Source organism: Sphingomonas sp. (assembly GCF_035555815.1).
Taxonomy (GTDB): Bacteria; Pseudomonadota; Alphaproteobacteria; order Sphingomonadales; family Sphingomonadaceae; genus Sphingomonas.
This window is the reverse complement of sequence record NZ_DATMGG010000030.1, coordinates 1-18,665: the sequence shown is the minus strand read 5'-3', so window position 1 is coordinate 18,665 and position 18,665 is coordinate 1. Positions and strand designations below refer to the sequence as shown.

General features: G+C 68.0%; 24 protein-coding genes and 1 pseudogene. 9 read left to right on the top strand and 16 right to left on the bottom strand.

The features are described 5' to 3' along the window. Positions 1 to 23 precede the first annotated feature (23 nt). The 6 genes from VNR91_RS01835 to hisG form a co-directional block, all read right to left on the bottom strand. On the bottom strand, positions 24 to 2,180 hold the full coding sequence (locus tag VNR91_RS01835) for a sodium-translocating pyrophosphatase (RefSeq protein WP_325489090.1): 2,157 nt from the start codon (positions 2,178 to 2,180) through the stop codon (positions 24 to 26). 119 nt (positions 2,181 to 2,299) lie between these two features. After that, positions 2,300 to 3,169: a thiamine-phosphate kinase gene (thiL, locus tag VNR91_RS01830; protein ID WP_325489089.1), complete on the bottom strand. Its 870-nt coding sequence runs from the start codon at positions 3,167 to 3,169 to the stop codon at positions 2,300 to 2,302. Positions 3,170 to 3,199: 30 nt separating this feature from the next. Then, positions 3,200 to 3,379: a DUF4169 family protein gene (locus VNR91_RS01825; protein ID WP_325489088.1), complete on the bottom strand. Its 180-nt coding sequence runs from the start codon at positions 3,377 to 3,379 to the stop codon at positions 3,200 to 3,202. Further along, the gene (gene nusB, locus VNR91_RS01820) at positions 3,380 to 3,847 is read right to left on the bottom strand and encodes a transcription antitermination factor NusB (protein WP_325489087.1); all 468 of its coding nucleotides are present in this window, start codon (positions 3,845 to 3,847) and stop codon (positions 3,380 to 3,382) included. A 56-nt stretch (positions 3,848 to 3,903) separates the two neighbouring features. Continuing rightward, a complete protein-coding gene (gene hisD, locus VNR91_RS01815; RefSeq protein ID WP_325489086.1) occupies positions 3,904 to 5,196 on the bottom strand; it encodes a histidinol dehydrogenase in 1,293 nt (430 codons plus the stop codon). 188 nt (positions 5,197 to 5,384) lie between these two features. Beyond that, the gene (gene hisG, locus VNR91_RS01810; RefSeq protein WP_325489085.1) at positions 5,385 to 6,047 is read right to left on the bottom strand and encodes an ATP phosphoribosyltransferase; all 663 of its coding nucleotides are present in this window, start codon (positions 6,045 to 6,047) and stop codon (positions 5,385 to 5,387) included. 59 nt (positions 6,048 to 6,106) lie between these two features. On the opposite strand from hisG, the gene VNR91_RS01805 reads away from it, so the two are divergent. After that, positions 6,107 to 7,204, top strand: a complete 1,098-nt coding sequence (locus VNR91_RS01805; protein ID WP_325489084.1) for a DUF2332 domain-containing protein — start codon at positions 6,107 to 6,109, stop codon at positions 7,202 to 7,204. Here VNR91_RS01805 and VNR91_RS01800 read toward each other — a convergent pair. From VNR91_RS01800 to VNR91_RS01785, 4 genes are read right to left on the bottom strand one after another with little or no spacing between them, the layout of a single operon-like run. After that, positions 7,201 to 8,091, bottom strand: a complete 891-nt coding sequence (locus VNR91_RS01800) for an alpha/beta hydrolase (RefSeq protein ID WP_325489083.1) — start codon at positions 8,089 to 8,091, stop codon at positions 7,201 to 7,203. The genes VNR91_RS01805 and VNR91_RS01800 overlap by 4 nt on opposite strands. Before the next feature lie 47 nt (positions 8,092 to 8,138). Continuing rightward, complete coding sequence (locus VNR91_RS01795) at positions 8,139 to 9,053, bottom strand: pirin family protein (RefSeq protein ID WP_325489082.1); 915 nt, start codon at positions 9,051 to 9,053, stop codon at positions 8,139 to 8,141. Further along, positions 9,050 to 9,760, bottom strand: coding sequence for a glutathione S-transferase (locus VNR91_RS01790; protein WP_325489081.1), 711 nt, complete (start codon positions 9,758 to 9,760; stop codon positions 9,050 to 9,052). The genes VNR91_RS01795 and VNR91_RS01790 overlap by 4 nt, the downstream gene beginning before the upstream one ends. Continuing rightward, positions 9,757 to 10,047 (bottom strand): BolA family protein, encoded by a 291-nt coding sequence (locus tag VNR91_RS01785; protein ID WP_325489080.1) that lies wholly within the window; start codon positions 10,045 to 10,047, stop codon positions 9,757 to 9,759. Before VNR91_RS01785 ends, VNR91_RS01790 begins: the two co-directional genes overlap by 4 nt. A gap of 109 nt (positions 10,048 to 10,156) precedes the next feature. On the opposite strand from VNR91_RS01785, the gene VNR91_RS01780 reads away from it, so the two are divergent. After that, positions 10,157 to 10,702 carry a J domain-containing protein gene (locus tag VNR91_RS01780; RefSeq protein WP_325489079.1) on the top strand — a complete coding sequence of 182 codons (546 nt, stop codon included), beginning with the start codon at positions 10,157 to 10,159 and terminating at the stop codon, positions 10,700 to 10,702. Between the two features lie 13 nt (positions 10,703 to 10,715). Here the strand turns inward: VNR91_RS01780 and VNR91_RS01775 are convergent, their stop codons facing one another. The 6 genes and pseudogenes from VNR91_RS01775 to VNR91_RS01750 form a co-directional block, all read right to left on the bottom strand. Continuing rightward, complete coding sequence (locus tag VNR91_RS01775) at positions 10,716 to 11,339, bottom strand: dihydrofolate reductase family protein (protein ID WP_325489078.1); 624 nt, start codon at positions 11,337 to 11,339, stop codon at positions 10,716 to 10,718. Then, positions 11,339 to 11,812 (bottom strand): SRPBCC domain-containing protein, encoded by a 474-nt coding sequence (locus VNR91_RS01770; protein ID WP_325489077.1) that lies wholly within the window; start codon positions 11,810 to 11,812, stop codon positions 11,339 to 11,341. Before VNR91_RS01770 ends, VNR91_RS01775 begins: the two co-directional genes overlap by 1 nt. Beyond that, positions 11,809 to 12,300 carry a VOC family protein gene (locus VNR91_RS01765; protein ID WP_325489076.1) on the bottom strand — a complete coding sequence of 164 codons (492 nt, stop codon included), beginning with the start codon at positions 12,298 to 12,300 and terminating at the stop codon, positions 11,809 to 11,811. The genes VNR91_RS01770 and VNR91_RS01765 overlap by 4 nt, the downstream gene beginning before the upstream one ends. A gap of 45 nt (positions 12,301 to 12,345) precedes the next feature. Further along, entirely contained in the window at positions 12,346 to 12,726 is a 381-nt protein-coding gene (locus VNR91_RS01760; protein WP_325489091.1) for a DUF1428 domain-containing protein, read from the bottom strand. Next, positions 12,718 to 13,062: pseudogene (locus tag VNR91_RS01755) on the bottom strand (DUF1428 domain-containing protein); the annotation flags it as partial. The pseudogene VNR91_RS01755 and the gene VNR91_RS01760, both read right to left, overlap by 9 nt. Positions 13,063 to 13,191: 129 nt before the next feature. After that, positions 13,192 to 13,629 carry a VOC family protein gene (locus tag VNR91_RS01750; RefSeq protein WP_325489075.1) on the bottom strand — a complete coding sequence of 146 codons (438 nt, stop codon included), beginning with the start codon at positions 13,627 to 13,629 and terminating at the stop codon, positions 13,192 to 13,194. A gap of 90 nt (positions 13,630 to 13,719) precedes the next feature. Between VNR91_RS01750 and VNR91_RS01745 the strand changes: the two genes are divergently transcribed. From VNR91_RS01745 to VNR91_RS01715, 7 genes are all read left to right on the top strand, one after another. Beyond that, positions 13,720 to 14,415 carry a winged helix-turn-helix transcriptional regulator gene (locus VNR91_RS01745; protein ID WP_325489074.1) on the top strand — a complete coding sequence of 232 codons (696 nt, stop codon included), beginning with the start codon at positions 13,720 to 13,722 and terminating at the stop codon, positions 14,413 to 14,415. A 70-nt stretch (positions 14,416 to 14,485) separates the two neighbouring features. After that, entirely contained in the window at positions 14,486 to 15,490 is a 1,005-nt protein-coding gene (cobS, locus tag VNR91_RS01740) for a cobaltochelatase subunit CobS (protein WP_325489073.1), read from the top strand. Positions 15,491 to 15,533: 43 nt separating this feature from the next. Next, positions 15,534 to 15,812 carry a type II toxin-antitoxin system prevent-host-death family antitoxin gene (locus VNR91_RS01735; RefSeq protein WP_325489072.1) on the top strand — a complete coding sequence of 93 codons (279 nt, stop codon included), beginning with the start codon at positions 15,534 to 15,536 and terminating at the stop codon, positions 15,810 to 15,812. After that, complete coding sequence (locus VNR91_RS01730; RefSeq protein WP_325489071.1) at positions 15,812 to 16,207, top strand: type II toxin-antitoxin system VapC family toxin; 396 nt, start codon at positions 15,812 to 15,814, stop codon at positions 16,205 to 16,207. Before VNR91_RS01735 ends, VNR91_RS01730 begins: the two co-directional genes overlap by 1 nt. Continuing rightward, positions 16,207 to 18,036 (top strand): cobaltochelatase subunit CobT, encoded by a 1,830-nt coding sequence (cobT, locus tag VNR91_RS01725; protein WP_325489070.1) that lies wholly within the window; start codon positions 16,207 to 16,209, stop codon positions 18,034 to 18,036. Before VNR91_RS01730 ends, cobT begins: the two co-directional genes overlap by 1 nt. Positions 18,037 to 18,106: 70 nt before the next feature. After that, positions 18,107 to 18,409, top strand: coding sequence for a ribbon-helix-helix domain-containing protein (locus tag VNR91_RS01720; RefSeq protein ID WP_325489069.1), 303 nt, complete (start codon positions 18,107 to 18,109; stop codon positions 18,407 to 18,409). A 60-nt stretch (positions 18,410 to 18,469) separates the two neighbouring features. Next, positions 18,470 to 18,665 (top strand): hypothetical protein (locus tag VNR91_RS01715; RefSeq protein ID WP_325489068.1); only part of this gene is annotated, 196 nt, incomplete at its 3' end.

Here is an 18,665-nt window from a genome sequence, read left to right as displayed (position 1 = left end):
GCCGGCCCTGAATGAGCAAGTTCTTAGTGAGCCAGGATCGCCAGCAGCAGCAATGCCACGATGTTGGTGATCTTGATCATCGGGTTCACGGCCGGGCCGGCCGTATCCTTGTAGGGGTCGCCGACGGTGTCGCCGGTCACCGCGGCCTTGTGGGCCTCGCTGCCCTTGCCGCCGTAATTGCCGTCCTCGATGTACTTCTTGGCATTGTCCCACGCGCCGCCGCCCGAGGTCATCGAGATCGCGACGAACAGCCCCGACACGATCACGCCCAGCAGGAGCGCGCCGACCGCGGCGAAGGCGCTGGCCTGATCCGCCACCGCCAGGATGATGAAGTAGACGACGATCGGGGCCAGCACCGGCAACAGCGACGGGACGATCATCTCCTTGATCGCCGCCTTGGTGACCAGATCGACCGTGCGGGCATAGTTGGGACGGCTGGTGCCGGCCATGATGCCCGAATCATCGCGGAACTGCGCGCGCACGTCCTCGACCACCGACCCCGCCGCGCGGCCGACCGCGGTCATGCCGAACGCGCCGAAGCTGAACGGCAGCAGCGCGCCGAGCAGCAGCCCGACAATGACATAGGGGTTGGAGAGCGAGAAATTGACCGTGAGATCGGGGAAGTAGATCCCCAGATCGGTAGTGTAGGCGCCGAACAGCACCAATGCCGCCAGCGCGGCGGAACCGATCGCATAGCCCTTGGTCACCGCCTTGGTGGTGTTGCCGACCGCGTCGAGCGCATCGGTGCGGTGGCGCACGTCGTCGGGCAGGCCGGCCATCTCCGCGATGCCGCCGGCATTGTCGGTGACCGGGCCATAGGCGTCGAGCGCGACGACCATGCCCGCCAGCGCGAGCATCGAGGTGGCGCCAAAGGCGATGCCGATGATCCCGCCGAGCTGGTAGCAGGCGATCACCGCGATCGAGATCACGATCGTCGGCAGCGCCGGGCTTTCGAGGCTGACCGCCAGACCCTGGATGACGTTGGTGCCGTGGCCGGTTTCCGACGCCTTGGCGATCGACTTGACCGGGCGATAGTTGGTGCCGGTGTAATATTCGGTGATCCACACCAGCGCGCCGGTGAGCGCCAGGCCGATCATCATGCACCAGAACAGGTTCATGCCGGTAAAGGTGGTCGCGGTGCTGTCCCCCGCCAGTTCGGTGCCCAGCGCGTCGCCGAACTCACCAAGGCCGGCGCTGCCGCCGATCACCGCGTGCATGTCGCCCAGCACATATTGCGTGGCGAAATAGATCGCCGGGACCGACAGGATCACGGTGGTCCAGAATCCCTTGTACAACGCCCCCATGATGCTGCCCTTGCCCAGGCGGACCATGTAGGTGCCGATGATCGAGGTGATGATGCACACCCCGCCGACGATCAGCGGCAGCGTCATCAGCTGGAACAGGTGATCGGCGTTCGGCAGCAGCAGCGCGATCGAGGCCATCGTCACGCCGATGGTGACGACATAGGTTTCGAACAGATCGGCCGCCATGCCCGCGCAGTCGCCGACATTGTCGCCGACGTTGTCGGCGATGGTGGCGGGGTTGCGGGGGTCGTCCTCGGGAATGCCCGCCTCGACCTTGCCCACCAGATCGGCGCCGACGTCGGCCGCCTTGGTGAAGATGCCGCCGCCCAGTCGCGCGAAGATCGAGATCAGCGAGGCGCCGAACGCCAGCGCCACCAGCGCGTCGATGACGACGCGGCGATCGGCGCCGACGGTCAGGTCATGATGGCCCAGGGCGATCAGGCCCCAGAACATGCCCGCGATCGACAGCAGGCCCAGGCCCGCCACCAGCATCCCGGTGATCGCGCCCGAACGGAACGCCATCGTCAGGCCGCCCTGGAGCGAGGTCCGCGCGGCTTCTGCGGTGCGGACATTGGCCTTGACCGACACGTTCATGCCGATGAACCCGGTGACGCCGGACAGGATCGCGCCCAGCGCGAAGCCGGCGGCGGAAATCGGGCCGAGAAAATAGGCGACGATCGCGGCAACGATGACGCCGACCACGGCGATGGTGCGATACTGGCGGGCCAGATAGGCCTTTGCGCCCTCGGCGATGGCCGAGGCGATATCCTGCATCTTCGCGTCGCCTGCGGGTGCGCGAAGGACCTGACTACTGGTGAAAAGCCCGTAAAGCACGGCAATCACGCCGCATATGATGGCGCCGTAAACAATCGTCATTGGCAATCCTTCCCCCATATTCCTTCGCGCAGGACTCCGGGCTGGTGCCGGACGCGCGGGACCGTACGAAGGTATAAGGACGAGTCGACCGAGCGCAAGCGCCCGGGAGCGCGCCGATTTCAGCCGTGTTGATAGCCGAGGCGGTCGGGCAGTGCGAAGGGCGCGCCGGCGCTGGTGAGCCGCAGGCCGGGCTCCGGCGCGAAACGGCCGATCCGTGTGGCGGCGACCGGCGGCGACACCCCGTCGGGCAGCGCGAACAGCAATTCGTAATCGTCGCCGGCAGTAACCGCGGCAATCCGATCGCCGGGGTGCAGCGGCGCTAGCGGCACGGCACCCAGTTCGATGGTGACGCCACACCCGCTCGCGTCGGCCATGCGCTCCGCGTCGATCAGCAGCCCGTCGGAAATATCCATCATCGCGGTGGCCACCGGCGCGAGTGCCCGGCCTTCCGCCAGCCGCGGAACCGGGCGGCGATAGCGTGCGAGCAGTTCAGCCGGCCCGTCCGCCCCCTGCGCGATCGCCAGTCCGATACCGGCGTCGCCGATCGTCCCGGTCACCCACAAGCGATCGCCGATCCGGGCGCCTCCGCGCGATGGAGCGACCGCGGCACGGCCGATCGCGGTGATCGCAAAGGTCCGCGCGCCCGCCGTCCTGATCGTGTCGCCGCCCAGCAACGGGCAATCAAACGCCGTCAGCGCCGCGCCCAGGCCATCCAGAAACGCAGCATCCCACGCCTCGTCGCCAAGCGGATAGCCGAGCATGATCCCCTCCGGCACCGCTCCCTTGGCCGCCAGGTCGGACAGGTTGACCGCGACCAGCTTCCACGCGACGTCGCCCGGCGGATCGCTGGCGAGGAAGTGCACCCCCTCGGCGATCATGTCTGTGGTGAGGACGAGATCGCCGATGCGAGCGGCGTCGTCGCGCAGATCGAGCGCGCCGCGATGGAGCGGCAGCGCGCGCAGGGCGGCGATGAACTCCGCTTCGGTCACGCGGCGAACTTGAACGGAAGCCGCACCTTCTCAATCATCCCCGCGCAGCGCACCGTCGAGCAGTTTCGCCGCGCGATCCTGTTCGGCGGCGGCGGCCTGCTTGGCCGCCTTGGTCCTCCCGAACGCGACACGGTTGGCGTCGGCCTGCGCCGTGGCCTCGGCCCGCCGCTTCGCCTTGCGGGCGCGGTTCAGGTTGACGACCTCCCCCATTCAGGCGCGCACCTCCTTGGCGACCGCGTCGAGCAGGCCGTTGATGAACCCCTTCTCGCGCTTGTCGTAAAAGGCGTCGGCGACGTCAAGATATTCGCTGATGACCGCGGCGGTCGGCACGTCGCGCCGCGCGATCAGTTCATAGACGCCCGCGCGCAGGATGCCGCGCATCGGCTTGTCGAGCCGCGCGATGCTCCAGCCGCTTGACAGCTTGGCGGTGATCAGCCGGTCGATCTCCTCCGCCCGCGCCTCGACGCCCTTCACCACATCGTCGAAAAAATCGACGTCGGCGTCGGCATATTCGACATCCTCGATCGTCGCGCCCAACCGATGCTGGTGGAATTCGTGGAGCAGTTGCGTAAGCGGCGTCGCCTCCATCTCGCGCTGATACAGCGCCTGAACGGCGGCAAGCCGCGCGGCGGCCCGCGCCTGACTGCGCGCGCGGGTACGGGAATTGGACATGGTCATTCGCCCCCATACCCGTTCGTCCGGCGCGAAGTCGAGAAACGAACGATGCGGACGCCTCAGTCGCGCTTCAGACGCATCGCCACCGATCTCGCGTGCGCCGGCAGCCCTTCGGCCTCCGCCAGCGTCACCGCCGCCGGGCCGATCGCCGCCAGCGACGCGGGGTCGCATTGCAGGAAGCTGGTGCGCTTCATGAAATCGAGCACCGACAGCCCCGACGCGAAGCGCGCACGCCGCCCGGTGGGCAGGACGTGGTTCGGACCGGCGACGTAATCGCCCACCGCTTCGGGTGTATGCCGGCCGAGGAACACGGATCCCGCGTGGCGCACGCGCTCAAATAGCGATTGGGGATCGTCGCAGGCCAGTTCGAGATGTTCGGGAGCAAGGCGATCGACCAGCGGGATCGCCTCTTCCAGCGTCGCGGTGACGATGATCGCGCCGTTGGCGTCCCAGCTCGCCCGCGCCACCTGCTTGGTCGCGAGCTGCCCGATCTGGAGGTCGACCGCGTCGGCCACCTTCGCCGCGAATCCCGCGTCGTCGGTGAACAGGATCGATTGGCTGGTCGGATCGTGCTCGGCCTGGCTGAGCAGGTCGGCGGCGATCCATTCGGGATCGTTGCGGCCGTCGGCGACCACCACGATTTCGCTCGGCCCCGCGACCATGTCGATGCCGACCACGCCGTAAAGCTGCCGCTTGGCCTCCGCGACCCAGGCGTTGCCGGGGCCGGTGATGACGTCGACGGGCGCGATGCGGCCGGTGCCATAGGCGAGCGCGGCGATCGCCTGCGCCCCGCCGATCCGCCAAGCCTCATCCACCCCCGCCAGATGCGCGGCGGCGAGCACCAGCGGGTTGATCTCGCCCTTTGGCGTCGGCGTCACCATCACCAATCGGTCGACCCCGGCCGCCTTGGCCGGCAGCGCGTTCATCAGCACCGAAGACGGATAGGCCGCGCGTCCGCCCGGCACATAGACGCCCGCGGCATCGACGCCGCGCCAGCGCGCGCCCAGCCGCACGCCAGCGGCGTCGGTCTCGTCGCGATCCTCGGGCAATTGCTTGGCGTGATAGGCGGCGATGCGCTCGGCGGCGAGTTCCAGCGCGGCGCGCAGGTCCGGGGTCAGCCCCTCCCACGCGGCGAGCATGTCGGCGCGCTCGATCCGCCAGCCGGTCTCGTTCAGGTCATGCCCGTCGAAGCGTTTGGTATAGGCGGCGACGGCGGCGTCGCCCTCATCGCGCACGGCGGCGACGATGGTGCGGACGTCGCGCGCGACATCGGCGTCGGCCTCGCGCCGCGCATTGACCAAAGCGTCGAACGCGCGGGCGAAATCGGGATCGGAGGTGGAGAGTTTCAGCATCGGTTCACTGTGAAGACCTGTGTTCGCGCGGAGGCGCGGCGGCGCGAAGATACGCCGCCTGCCGCACGGTCGCGCCGGCGGCCTCATAAGAAATCGCCTGCCACGGGTTGGAAGGTCTGGCTGACGCGGGACGGGGGCCGTGGGCGGGACACCTCCGCGCCGCCGCGCCTCCGCGCGAACCAATATCCCTAAGCCGCATCCCGCACCTCCACCGCGCGCCGGAACGCGTCGACCAGCGGCACCACTTCGGGCCGGGTCTTGAACGCGGCGCGGTTGACCACCAGCCGGCTGGTGACCTGGGCGATCACCTCGACCTCTACCAGGCCGTTCTCCTTGAGCGTGCGCCCCGACGAGACCAGGTCGACGATGCGCGGCGCCAGCCCCAGCACTGGCGCCAGCTCCATCGCGCCGTTCAGCTTGATGCACTCGGCGCCGACGCCCCGCGCCTCGAAATGGCGGCGGGTCAGGTTGGGATATTTGGTGGCGACGCGGATGTGGCTCCACCCGCGCGGATCGTCCGCCGCCGCCAGCGCCGCCGGCTCCGCCACCGACAGCCGGCAATGGCCGATGCCAAGGTCGACGGGGGCGTACAGCTCCGAATAGGCGAATTCCTCCAGCACGTCCGACCCGACGATGCCCAGCGACGCGGCACCATGCGCGACAAAGGTCGCCACGTCGAACGCGCGCACCCGGATCAGGTCGATGTCGGAACGGTTGGTGTGGAAGCGCAGCGCGCGCGAGTCCTCGTCGGAAAACGCGGCTTCCGGCTCAACGCCGACGGCGCGGAGCAGCGGCACCGCCTCTTCCAGGATGCGTCCCTTGGGGACGGCGATGATGATCGGATCAGCCATGGTCGCGCGGGGCTTTACTTGGGCGGCGGAGCGGGAGCAACAGACGCGCGGAGGTGACGATGGCGGACGAAGCGGGCAACCGGGGCGCGTTCCTGATCCAGGAACATTATTGCCGGGCGATGGACGCGCCGATCTATGCCGCGATCTGCGCGGCGGTGGCAGCGCATTTGACCCGCGCCAGCGCAGTCGGCGCGCGCATCCTCGATTGGCTGGGCGAGCCGACCCGCGACGCGCTGCCGCTGCGGCTGATCGGCGGGCTGCACGCGCTGGTGCTGGCCGGCCGCGACGAGGAACTGGCCGCAGTGTTCAGCGGTATCATCGCCGGCGACGCCATCGCCCCGGCGATCGAGCGCGTGCTGGCGCGCCACGAAGCCGCGCTGATGCCGTGGCTCGACGGCCCGCCGCAGACCAACGAGCCGGGCCGCTCCGCCGCGCTGATGTGCGGCCTGATCGAAATCGCGCGCCGCCACGGCCCGCGCATCGAGTTGCTGGAGATCGGGTCGAGCGCCGGGCTCAACCTGCTGATCGGGCGCTATCGCTTCGATCTGGGCGGCACAACGATCGGGCCGACCGACTCGCCGATCACCATCCGGCCCGAATGGACCGGCGCGCCGCCCCCGACGGTGCCCGTCGAGATCGAGTCAGCGCGCGGATGCGACGTCGCGCCGATGGACGCCACCGATCCGGCGGTCGCGGCGCGGCTGTCGGCCTATGTCTGGGCGGAGAAGCCCGAACGGCTGGAGCGGCTGCGCACCGCGATCGCGATGGTCCGCGAGCGCGGTGTCCGCCTCGACCATGCCGACGCCGCCGACTGGGTCGAGGCGCGCCTGGCCGAACCGCAGGCGGCCGGGGTGACGCGGGTGCTGATGCATTCGGTGGTGTGGCAATATCTGCCGCAGGACAGCGCGGCGCGGGTCCGCACGGCGATGCTGGCGGCCGGCGCGCGGGCGACGGCGGAGCGCCCGATCGGCTGGGTGATGATGGAGCCGGACCGCGCGCTGGCGCATCAGCTGATCCGGGTGATGAGCTGGCCCGGCCATGCCGATCCGGCGATCGTCGGCACCGCCCACGCGCACGCCGCATGGATTCGATATGGCGCGCCCGAGGGCGACCGCGACGCGATCGCGCTGCCGACGGCGGCACAGGTCTGGCCCTAGGCGCCCCGCCCCCACCGCAGGATCGCATCGGTCACCGCGTCGGGGGATTCCCACGGCACGAAATGGCCGGCGTCGACCGTGACCAGCGTCAGCTGCGGCACCAGCGCGTCGAGCCCGTCGAGATTGCTCGGCAGCAGCGCCTTGTCGCCGGTGCCCCAGATCACCAGCACCGGCTGCGGCATCGGGGGGAAAGGGCCGTCGAGCCACGCCGGGCGTTCCGGCGTCTCGTCCATCGCCGGGACGATCAGGCTGCTGGCCCGATACCAGTTGAGCATCGCGGTCATCGCGCCGGGTTGGCCCCATTGCTCCAGATAGACCGGCTTTTCCGGCTTCACCTTCTCGAAATCGGTGTGCTTCATGAAGCTGGTGTCGAAGAACGCCGACAGGCCGATGCTGTCGATGTGCTTTTCCAGATCGGGGTTGCGGAAGGCGCGGATATACTGGCTCGCCTCGCGCTGGGCGGTGTCGTCGAACAGCAGGCGCTGGAAGACGAACGGATGCGGCGCGTTGATGATCACCAGCCGCGCGACCCGGTCGGGGTTCTGCAACGCCGCCATCCAGGCGACCGCCCCGCCCCAATCATGCCCGACCAGCGTGAAGCGGGTGATCTCGAACCGGTCGGCCAGCGCGAGCAGGTCGGCGACGATCTTGTCGGGCGTGTAATTGTCGACCGCCGCCGGCTTCGATGACTTCGCATAGCCGCGCTGATCGGGGGCGAGGACGAAATGCTCCTCCGCCAGCCGGTCGATCTGATGGCGCCAGGTGCGGTGCGATTCGGGAAAGCCGTGGAGCAGGATGATCGCCGGGTTGGTCGGATGCCCGGCGACCTGGACGTCAAGCTCGACGCCGGTCGACAGCGTCACGCGGTGCAGTTGTTCGTCGGCCATCGCCCTCTCCGGTTCTGAGTCTACCGCATCCTGCACCGGACCGGCGATCAGGGATAGCTCACCGTCTTCGGCACCTCGGGGATCGGAATCCATTCCTTGTCGTCGCCCGGCACCTTGGGGAACCGCCCAGCCTTCCAGTCCTCCTTGGCCTGGTTGATCCGGTCGCGGTTCGACGAGACGAAGTTCCACCACACATGGCGCGGGGTGGCGAACGCCTCGCCGCCGCACAGCATCGCCCGCGCGCCGCGTTCGGAACGCAGCGTCGCGGCGGTACCGGGGCGCAGCACATACAGCGTCATCGGTTCGAGCGTCACACCATCGAGCGTCGCATCACCGATCCCGACATAGATCGCGCGCTCCTCGGTCAGCGCGTCGATCGGGATGCTGCCACCGGGCGCGAGCTGGATGTCGGCATAGGCGGTGTCGGCATAAGTCGTGGTCGGCGCGCGCTGGCCCCACAGCGTCCCCATGATCACCCGCGCCTTGGAGCACTCATCCTCGACCACCGGCAGCGCGTCGCGAGTGACGTGCTGGAACGCGGGATCGACCTCCTCCTGCGCTTCCGGCAGGGCCAGCCAGGTCTGGATGCCCGACAGTTCCGGCCCCCTGGCGCGCTCGGCGCTGGGTGAGCGTTCCGAATGGACGATGCCATGGCCGGCCGTCATCAGATTGACCGCGCCCGGCTCGATCGTCGCATAGGTGCCCAGCGAATCGCGGTGATCGATCGCCCCGGCGAACAGATAGGTGACCGTCGCCAGGTTGATGTGCGGATGCGGGCGCACGTCGATGCCGGCGCCGGCGTCGAGGATCGCCGGCCCCATCTGATCGAAGAAGATGAACGGCCCGACCATGGTGCGCGGCCGCGACGGCAGCGTGCGGTGAACCTTGAACCCGCCCAGATCATGGGTGACCGGGGCGATGGTGTGGACGAACAGGTCGTCGTCGCTGGAAAGCTGGGTCATGCCGCGTCGAGCTCCGGATAGTGGCGGAAGATGCCTTGCTGGTTGAACCCGATCCGGCGGTCGCTGCGCAAATAGTCTGCGACGCCGGGCAGCGCCGCCACCTGGTCGCGGAGCCGGTGGAGATGGGGATAGTCACCCGCGATCGCCGCCATCCGGCGCGGGAACATATAGGTCAGTCCCTCGACCAGCTGGAACAGGCTGGTGTCGGCCGGGCTCCACCGCGCGCCGCCGGCCCATTCGCCTCCGCTCGCGCCGACGGCATCGTCGAAATAGCGCAGGAACTTCGGCAGTCGCACCTCGCGGAACTGAAAGGCGGCGCGCGCGGCCTCCGGCTTTTGCCCTTCATAATAGTCGCCGGCGTCGACCGGGTGGTGGACGTTGTGGACCTCCGCGACGACGTCGGTGATCGTAAGCTGGAGCTGGATCAGCCACAGCGTCCGCGCGTCGTCCCCACTGGGCGCGAGATCGTGGCGGTCGGCCAGCCAGGTGAGGATATGCGCGACCTGCGCGATGCAGATGCCGTCCATGACGAGATAGGGCGGCGCGAACGGCCCCTTCGGTCGGCGCGCCTTGAGGTCGGCGACAAGCGCGTCGTCGCCCCGCTCGCGCGCGCAGTCGCGATAGGCAATCCCCGCTGCTTCCATCGGCAGGCGGACGAACTCGCCGCGGCCCTGGATGCCGCTCCAATACCACAGATCATAGCTCAAGACATTTCTCCCGGCGCCCGCGCGCGGATCGCCAGCGCGTGGACGCGCTCGACCAGCAGCTCGGCCAGCGCGGTGTTGACCAGCCGCTGGCGCGCGACCCGGTTCAGCCCGGCGAAGGCGGCGCTCTCGACGGTCACCGAGAAGTGCGATTCGCCGCTGCCGTCGTCGCCGACATGGCCGCGATGACGGGCACTGTCGTTGATCACCTCAAGCTGCGTCGGGGCGAGCGCGGCGGTGAGACGGGCGGTGATTTCGGCGGCGACGGGGCCGGTAGCGGTCGTGGTCATGCCCCCTATATAGGCCGCTTTTTGCGAAAGGAATCGCGTGGCGCGCGGTGAACCGGGAAAAGACCGACCGAACACCCGTTTCCACGGCCGCGTGGAGGCGCACGGGCGGGTGTGCGAGGAGCCCGGGTGCGACCAGCCCGGCGAATTCCGCGCGCCGGCGGAACCCGGTGCCGGGGCGCGCGGCGACGGGCCGGGCCGCTATCGCTGGTTCTGCCTGGAGCATGTCCGCGCGTTCAACGCCCGCTATAATTTCTTCAGCGGGATGACCCCCGACGAGATCCACGACGCGCAACGCCCCCATGCCGGGTGGGAGCGTGAGACGCGGGCGTTCGCCAGCACCGGCGGCGCCGACCGACCGCCGCGCTGGGCCGATTTCAGCGATCCGCTCGACGCGATCAGCGCGCGGTTCCGCGAACGGATGGACCGCGAAAAGGCGCGCGCCGACGGCAAGCCGCTGATGCCGGAGGACCGCGCCGCGCTGAGCGTGCTCGGGCTGGGCGTCGATGCCGATCGCAAGGCGTTGCGCGGCCGCTATTCGGACCTGGTCCGCAAATTCCACCCCGACCGCAACGGCGGCGACCGCACGCACGAGGCTGCACTGCAAAAGGTGATCGAGGCGTACCAGCACCTGCGCAAGGCGCCGGCGTTCCTGTGACCCGCACGCGCGCCTACCTCCCCGGCGGCCCCGCGGTCGGCACCGGCCCGGCCGGCTCATAGGTCGCGATCACCACCCCGGTGGTCGACACGACATGATCGACCAGCCGCAGCGCGAACGGCGGCGTGCCGTCCCCGAACAGCCGCTTGCCGCCGCCCAGCACCACCGGAAAGGTCAGCAATGTCACGCGATCGATCAGCCCCGCGGCGAACAATTGCGGATAGAGCGTCGAGCTGCCCTGGATGAACAGGTCCGGCCCGTCGCCCGCCTTGATCTCCGCCACCCGCGCCGCGATGTCGCCGCCGATCGCGTGGCTGTTGCGCCACGCCAGCGGCGCGTCCGATCCGGTGACGACGTATTTGGCAGCCGCATTGAACCGGCGCGCGACCTCCGCGGCCGGGCCGGCGGGGTCGTATTCGGGCCAGAAGCGGGCGAAGATATCATAGGTCTTGCGCCCGAGCAGCAGGTCGTACGACGCCGACAGCAGGCGGCCGGTCGCCTCGCGCGTCACCGCGTCGCTGTGCGGCCAGGTCCAGCCGCCCAGCGCGAAGTGCCCGCCCTCGTCCTCCTCCGTCCCGCCGGGCGCCTGCATCACCCCGTCGAGCGACAGGAATGCGCTGCCGATGATCCTGCGCATCAGCCCGACGCCGCGACGCGCCGGGCGACGGCTTCGAGCTGGTCGGCGACCATGCCCCATCCCTCGGCAAAGCCCATCTCCGCGTGCGCCGCCATCGCCTCCGCGCTCCAGTGGCGGGCGCCGGCGGTATAGCGGGTGCGGTCGCCATCGGGCTCGAACACGAAATAGCCGACGATCATCACCGGTTCGGGATCGCGTGGTTGCCAGTCGGCGGTAAGCGCGTTGGTGAACACGATCCGCCGTTCGGGCACCACCTCCAGGAACACGCAGTCCATCGGATCGCCGCCCTCCCCGTCCGGCCCGCGCATCACCATCGCCGCGCGGCCGCCGGGACGCAGGTCGACCTCGATCACCTCGGTCGTCCACGGTTTGGGGCACCACCATTCGGCCAGGTGGTCGGTCCACGCGCGCCACACCGCCGAAACCGGCGCATCCATGACCCGCTCGACCGTCAATTCGTGAAGCGCGCTCATGCGACCGCCCGCCCGTGCCATGCCGCCTCGATCGCGGCGATATCGATCCGGCGCATCGTCATCATCGCCTGCATCGCCCGCCCGGCGGCCTCACGATCGGGATCGGCCATCGCCTCCAGCAGCACGCGCGGGGTGATCTGCCACGAAAAGCCCCAGCGGTCCTTGCACCACCCGCATGCGCTCTCCGCGCCGCCGTTGCCGACGATCGCGTCCCAATAACGATCGGTCTCCGCCTGATCGTCGGTCACCACCATGAAGCTGACCGCCTCGTCCGGCTTGAAATTCGGTCCGCCGTTGAGACCGACGAACGACTGGCCCAGCACGGTGAACTCGACGGTCAGTTCCGTGCCTTCGGCGCCGCCGGGATAGTCGGTCGCGGCGCGGTTGGTCGATCCGACCCGGCTGTCGGGAAAGGTCGCGGCATAGAATTCGGCGGCGTTGCGCGCTTCGCCGTGGTCGAACCACAGGCAGGTCGTCAGGCTGGTCATCGTCTCTCTCCTCTCGTCTTGTTGTGCGGGCGGTTTGCCGTGCGGTCAGGCATCGACGACGGGGATGAAGCCGCCCCAGATCATGCGTTTTCCGTCAAACGGCACGGTGTCGCCGTCCGGCTTCATCCGATCGTCGGCCATGATCTTTTCCCAGCCGGCGGTGCGCGCCTCCTTCGACGGCCATTCGATCCAGGAATAGACGACCGCCTCGTCGTCCTGCGCCAGCACCGCACGGCGATAGTCGGTGACCTGACCGTCGGAGACGTCATCGCCCCACGCCTCGACCACGCGGGTCGCACCATGTTCCTGAAACACCGCCACCGCCTTTGCCGCCATCGCGTGATAGGCGTCGCGGTTGGCGGGCGTCACCGGCACCAGGAACCCGTCGACATAGCCCGTATCGCCGCCCGGCCCCTCCTCGAGCATCGGCGCGAAGCCGGCGAAGATCATGCGCTTTCCGTCGAACGGCGCCTCCCCCATCGCCGCCATGCGCGGATCGGTACGCATCCGCTGGTTGGCGGCATCGCGCGTCGCACGGTCGGGGTATTCCAGCCAGCTGAACACGACGACCTCATCAGCGCCGGCGTTCACCGCGGTCTTGAAGTCGTTGACCTTGCCGTCGGGCACGTCGTCGCCCCACGACTCGATCAGCCGGGTCGCGCCCAGTTCGCGGAACAGCGGCGCCGCGGCGGCGGCGTGATCGCGAAACGCCTGTTTGTTGGCGGCCGGCACGGCCAGCACGAAACCCTCGACATAGGTCATGGCACCTCTCCTGCTGTTTTTCTGTTCACGGATAGCATGGCTGAGCCCGCCGCCCGGATGGTCAAGCCCTACACCCCGGAAGAGCGGTCCGCGCGACCGAAGCGCCAGGGCGGTGCGAGGATGGCACGATCAGACCCCGGCAGCTTCCCCCTGCTGGGCAAAGGCGGCGAGAGCGGCGTCGAGATCCATGTACATCGGCTCGAAGATGTGGCCGTCGAGATCCTCGAACGCGCGGCCGTACATGAAGCCCATATCCTGCACTGGGCGAAAATCGATGCGGCCACCGGCCTCGCCCGCCGCCTCGACGAAGCGGTCGACATCCTCGCGGCTGTCGAGCGACAGGCACAGCAGCGCCTCCGCCGTCGTCGCCGAATCGGCGATCGCCTTGTGCGGGATGAAGGTCTGGAAGAACGCCTTGTCGAGGATCATCAGCACGATGGTGTCGGACCATTGCATCGACGCGGCGGTGCCCGGCTGGCTGAAGCGATCGTCCTTGGTGAACCCCAGCGCCTGATAGAAAGCGACCGACTTTTCGACATCGGCGACCGCCAGATTCACAAAGATCATTTTCGACACTGCATCTCTCCCTTGAACGCGACTCGATGACGACGTATCTGCACGTATGAGTTATCAAAAGCAACTTTGAAGTTAGAAAAAGTGACCAAACCTCGGAACGGCTCGAACAAACGCTGGTACGACGATGCGTGCGGAACGGCGTTCGCCATGGAACTGGTCGGCGAACGCTGGTCGCTGCTGATCGTGCGCGAGTTGATGTTCGGACCGCGCCGCTTTGGCGAGCTGCGCGCCGGATTGCCGGGCATCAGCGCCAACGTGCTGACCCAGCGGCTCGAGGGGCTGGAGGCCGCCGCCATCCTCCACCGTCGCAAGCTGCCGCCGCCGGCGTCGGTGCAGGTCTATGAACTGACGCCATGGGGGTATGAGAGCGAGACCGCGATCAAGGAGCTTGGCCGCTGGGCGACCCGCTCGCCCGGCCATGATCCGTCGCTGCCGCTGTCGGCGGCGTCGATCATGTTGTCGTTTCGCACGATGTACGACCGCGATCGCGCGCGCGGGATCGACGCGGCGATCGGCTTCCGCTTCGGCGACGAAGGCTTCGTCGGCACGCTCGACGATGCCGAGATCGCGGTGCGCCGCGCCGAACCGGCCGGCGACGTCGTGTTCGACACCAGCCCGACGGGAATGGCGGCGGTGGTCTATGGCCATGTCCCGCTGGCCGTTGCGGAGGCGGAAGGCTTTCTGACCCTGGCCGGCGACCGCGCGCTTGCGGAACGGTTCGTCACGCTGTTTCCCCTGCCGCCCAAGTTTTCGGTCGCGCCGCGCGCTGCCGTCTGAACGCGGCATCATCGAACGGTTGAGTCCGACGCCGACACTAGCCTAAGGCGTTCGCGACACAGAGGCCCGCATGACCGATATCCCGAATACTCAGCCCGACAGCCGCCAAACCACGATTCTTGACGCGCCCGACAAGGTGCTCAAGGTCCGTGAATTGTTCGGAATAGACTCCGACATGGAAGTGCCCGCTTTCAGCGAGGCGGACGAGCGGGTGCCCGATCTCGATCCAGCCTATGTGTTCGATCCCGACACCACGCTGGCGATCCTGGCCGGCTTCGCACACAATCGCCGGGTGATGGTGCAGGGCTATCACGGCACCGGCAAGTCGACTCACATCGAACAGGTCGCGGCGCGGCTCAACTGGCCATGCATCCGCATCAACCTGGACGCGCATATCAGCCGCATCGACCTGATCGGCCGCGACGCGATCGTGCTGAAGGACGGTCAGCAGGTCACGGAATTCCGCGAGGGGCTGCTGCCCTGGGCATTGCAGACCCCGACCGCGCTGGTGTTCGACGAATATGACGCCGGCCGCCCCGACGTGATGTTCGTCATCCAGCGCGTGCTGGAGACCGAGGGCAAGCTGACGCTGCTCGACCAGAACCGCGTGATCCGGCCCAATCCGTTCTTCCGCCTGTTCGCCACCGCCAACACCATCGGGCTGGGCGACACCAGCGGGCTGTATCACGGCACCCAGCAGATCAACCAGGGTCAGATGGACCGCTGGAACATCGTGGTGACGCTCAATTACCTGCCGGCGGCGGTCGAAGCGCAGATCGTGCTCGCCAAATCGGGTGAATATGACAAGCCCGGCGGCAAGGAGACGGTGGAGAACATGGTCCGCGTCGCCGACCTGACCCGGCGCGGCTTCATCAACGGCGACATCTCTACGGTGATGAGCCCGCGCACCGTGATCACCTGGGCACAGAACGCGCTGATCTTCGGCGACGTCGGCTTCGCGTTCCGGCTGAGCTTCCTCAACAAGTGCGACGACGCCGAACGGCCGCTGGTGGCGGAATATTACCAGCGCGTGTTCGGCAAGGACCTGCCCGAAAGCGTGGTCGGGAAGGCTTGAGTCGAGGGGTGGACTAAGTTAGTTAGTCCATAGGAGGCGCGCGATGGCCGAAGCCGATCCGCAAAAGACGTTCAACGTCCACGATGCCAAGACGCATCTGTCGCGGCTGATGGATCGCGCCCATGCGGGGGAGGAGATCATCCTCGCCAAGGCCGGGGTGCCCTATGCCAAGCTGGTGCCGGTCGCCCCCGTGAGCCTGCCGCCGCGCCAACCCGGGCGGTTCCGTCATCTCATAAAGGATGTCCCTTCCGAAATCTGGTTCGAGCCGCTGTCGGATGACGAACTCGACGCTTGGAAAGGCAAATATTCGAGCCCCCTATAATGGCGGATGAGGGATATCTTCTCGATACACACAGCCTGATCTGGTGGTGGCTGGCAGACCCGATGCTGTCGCCGCCCGCCCGATTGGTGCTCGAATCGCGGGACAGGACCATTTATGTCAGCGCCATCAGCGCCATCGAGATTGCTTTGAAGGTCCGAACCGGCAAATTGCCAAAAATGACTGAACCGCTCGATCAATTCGGTGAGGCCACGACCGGGGATGGATTCGAACATCTGCCGGTAACGTTCGAACACGCGCGCATGGCGGGCCTGTTCAACGAAAGGCATCAGGATCCGTTTGACCGGATGCTCGCGGCACAGGCATTGGTCGGGAATCTGACCGTGATCACGCGCGACCGCGAGATTTCGACCTTTGGCTGCCGGACGCTCTGGTAGTGGCCACCGACACCCCCCTCGATCGCTTCAAGTCGGTGCTCGGCGGCGCGGCGCGCGCGTTGAGCGAGGTCGATGACGTCGAGCTGGCCTTCACCGCCGACGCGCCCAGCCAGGCCGGCCGCCACCTGAAGGTGCCGATGCCCGCGCGGACGCTTCCGGCGGAGCAGGTGGCGGAGGCGCGCGGTTTTGCCGATTCGTTCGCGCTGCGGCTGAAGCACCACGACACCACGCTCCACGCGCGCGGCGCGCCGCAGGAGCCGGTGGCGCGCGCGGTGTTCGACGCGGTCGAGACCGCACGGGTCGAGGCGCTGGGATCGAAGGGCTATGCCGGCATCGCCGACAACCTCGACCATGCGCTGGTGATGCGGATGAAATCCGATCCGATCGCCCGCGCGCGCACGCCCGAAGAGGTGCCGCTGTCGAGCGCGATCCAGTTGATGGTGCGCGAGCGGCTGACCGGCCGCGCCCCGCCCGAGGCAGCGCGCGGCGGGCTGGCGCTGGTATCGGGCTGGATCGAGGAAAAGGCCGGCGCCGAACTGGATGCGCTGGGGCTGGCGCTCGACGATCAGCGCGCCTTTGCGCAACTGGTATCGCGGCTGCTGGAGGATCTGGAGCTGACCGAGGGCGATATGCGGCCCGAGGACAGCGACGAGGGCGGCAACGACGACGAGGGCACCGACGAGGAACAGCAGGACGACGGCGAAGAGGGCGACGACGACGGCGCTTCGGGCGAGGGGCAGGTCGAGGCGCGCGGCGAGCAGCGCCAGTCGGAGACCGAGGACGGCGACGGCAGCGAGGACGGCGAAGACAGTTTCGACGACAGCGAAGGCGAGCCCGGCGACGATGGCGATGACGGGATGATGCCGGTGCGGCCCAACCGGCCGTTCAGCGACCTGCCGCCGCAATTCGAATACAAGCCGTACACCACCCGCTTCGACGAGGTCGTCGCCGCCACCGACCTGTGCGACGAGGAAGAGCTGGACCGCCTGCGCGCCTATCTCGACCAGCAACTCGTCCATTTGCAGGGCGTGGTGACCAAACTCGCCAACCGGCTCCAGCGGCGATTGATGGCGCAGCAATCGCGGTCCTGGGATTTCGACCAGGACGAAGGGCTGCTCGACGCGGCGCGGCTGGCGCGCGTCGTCGTCAATCCGATGCAATCCCTGTCGTACAAGATCGAGCGCGATACCGAGTTCAAGGACACGGTGGTGACGATCCTGATCGACAATTCGGGATCGATGCGCGGCCGTCCGATCAGCATCGCCGCGATCAGCGCCGACATCCTCGCCCGCACGCTCGAACGGGTCGGGGTCAAGACCGAGATTCTCGGCTTCACCACCCGCGCGTGGAAGGGTGGACAGGCGCGCGAGGCGTGGCTGGCGGCGGGGCGCCCGGCGCAGCCCGGCCGGCTCAACGACGTCCGCCACATCGTCTACAAGCAGGCCGACGAGCCGTGGCGGCGCGCCAAACGGTCGCTCGGGCTGATGATGCGCGAAGGGCTGCTCAAGGAGAATATCGACGGCGAGGCGCTGCTGTGGGCGCACGGCCGGCTGATCGCACGGCCGGAGGATCGCAAGATCCTGATGGTCATCTCCGATGGCGCGCCGGTCGACGATTCGACGCTGTCGGTCAATTCGGGCAGCTATCTGGAGCGCCACCTGCGCCAGGTGATCGGCTGGATCGAAACGCGGTCGCCGATCGAGCTGGTAGCGATCGGCATCGGCCATGACGTGACCCGCTATTATCAAAAGGCGGTGACGATCATGGATGTCGAGCAACTCGCCGGCACGATGATCGAGCAGCTCGCCGGTCTGTTCGAAGAAGCGTGATGCCCGACGGGGTGCCCGTTGGCGCCGCGCCCCCCTTCGACAGCGCCGCCCGTTCCCCAACCGGCCGCACATGACGAACGCGATCTCCCCCCCTCCGGGCGGCTTTGTCGGGCCGGTCAAGCGATCGGTGACGATCGCCGGACACGAAACATCGATCAGCCTGGAACCGCTGTTCTGGCGCGCTCTTGAGGCGGCGGCGACGGCGCGGTCGCTGCCGCTTTCCGCGCTGATCGCCGAGATCGACGCGCTGCGGATTCGCGCCGAATCGCCACCCAATCTCGGTAGCTCGCTTCGTAGTTGGTTGCTTGCACAGTCGCATCACACTGGAATTGTGACACAATTCTGCGACATAGATGATAATCATTCTCAATAGCCTTGACGGCGCGAACGACTCGCAATAGCAGCTCCCCCGCACACTAAAGGGGGATTTTCCGTGACTCATACGCCCACCGTCGCCTTGCCGGCCTTCCTCGCGCTGTCCTGCGTCGGTTTCATCGCCTCGACGCCCGCGATGGCCGCGGACAAGGATCCGCGCGCCGGCGCCATCGCGGCCAATGACGACACCCAGGCACAGCAGGATCGCCGCGAGGACATCATCGTCACCGGCGACATGTATCAGCCGCATCAGG

What these genes read in the sequence shown, in the direction of transcription:
- VNR91_RS01805 (WP_325489084.1), top strand. Translation starts at nt 6,107, where the DNA reads ATGGCGGACGAAGCGGGCAACCGGGGCGCGTTCCTGATCCAGGAACAT.
- VNR91_RS01770 (WP_325489077.1), bottom strand. Translation starts at nt 11,812, where the DNA reads ATGAGCGCGCTTCACGAATTGACGGTCGAGCGGGTCATGGATGCGCCG.
- hisD (WP_325489086.1), bottom strand. Translation starts at nt 5,196, where the DNA reads ATGCTGAAACTCTCCACCTCCGATCCCGATTTCGCCCGCGCGTTCGAC.
- hisG (WP_325489085.1), bottom strand. Translation starts at nt 6,047, where the DNA reads ATGGCTGATCCGATCATCATCGCCGTCCCCAAGGGACGCATCCTGGAA.
- VNR91_RS01795 (WP_325489082.1), bottom strand. Translation starts at nt 9,053, where the DNA reads ATGACCCAGCTTTCCAGCGACGACGACCTGTTCGTCCACACCATCGCC.
- nusB (WP_325489087.1), bottom strand. Translation starts at nt 3,847, where the DNA reads ATGACCATGTCCAATTCCCGTACCCGCGCGCGCAGTCAGGCGCGGGCC.
- VNR91_RS01785 (WP_325489080.1), bottom strand. Translation starts at nt 10,047, where the DNA reads ATGACCACGACCGCTACCGGCCCCGTCGCCGCCGAAATCACCGCCCGT.
- VNR91_RS01835 (WP_325489090.1), bottom strand. Translation starts at nt 2,180, where the DNA reads ATGACGATTGTTTACGGCGCCATCATATGCGGCGTGATTGCCGTGCTT.
- VNR91_RS01760 (WP_325489091.1), bottom strand. Translation starts at nt 12,726, where the DNA reads ATGCTCGAGGAGGGGCCGGGCGGCGATACGGGCTATGTCGACGGGTTC.
- VNR91_RS01825 (WP_325489088.1), bottom strand. Translation starts at nt 3,379, where the DNA reads ATGGGGGAGGTCGTCAACCTGAACCGCGCCCGCAAGGCGAAGCGGCGG.
- VNR91_RS01735 (WP_325489072.1), top strand. Translation starts at nt 15,534, where the DNA reads ATGGCCGAAGCCGATCCGCAAAAGACGTTCAACGTCCACGATGCCAAG.
- VNR91_RS01720 (WP_325489069.1), top strand. Translation starts at nt 18,107, where the DNA reads ATGACGAACGCGATCTCCCCCCCTCCGGGCGGCTTTGTCGGGCCGGTC.
- VNR91_RS01800 (WP_325489083.1), bottom strand. Translation starts at nt 8,091, where the DNA reads ATGGCCGACGAACAACTGCACCGCGTGACGCTGTCGACCGGCGTCGAG.
- VNR91_RS01750 (WP_325489075.1), bottom strand. Translation starts at nt 13,629, where the DNA reads ATGATCTTTGTGAATCTGGCGGTCGCCGATGTCGAAAAGTCGGTCGCT.
- cobS (WP_325489073.1), top strand. Translation starts at nt 14,486, where the DNA reads ATGACCGATATCCCGAATACTCAGCCCGACAGCCGCCAAACCACGATT.
- VNR91_RS01775 (WP_325489078.1), bottom strand. Translation starts at nt 11,339, where the DNA reads ATGCGCAGGATCATCGGCAGCGCATTCCTGTCGCTCGACGGGGTGATG.
- VNR91_RS01765 (WP_325489076.1), bottom strand. Translation starts at nt 12,300, where the DNA reads ATGACCAGCCTGACGACCTGCCTGTGGTTCGACCACGGCGAAGCGCGC.
- VNR91_RS01730 (WP_325489071.1), top strand. Translation starts at nt 15,812, where the DNA reads ATGGCGGATGAGGGATATCTTCTCGATACACACAGCCTGATCTGGTGG.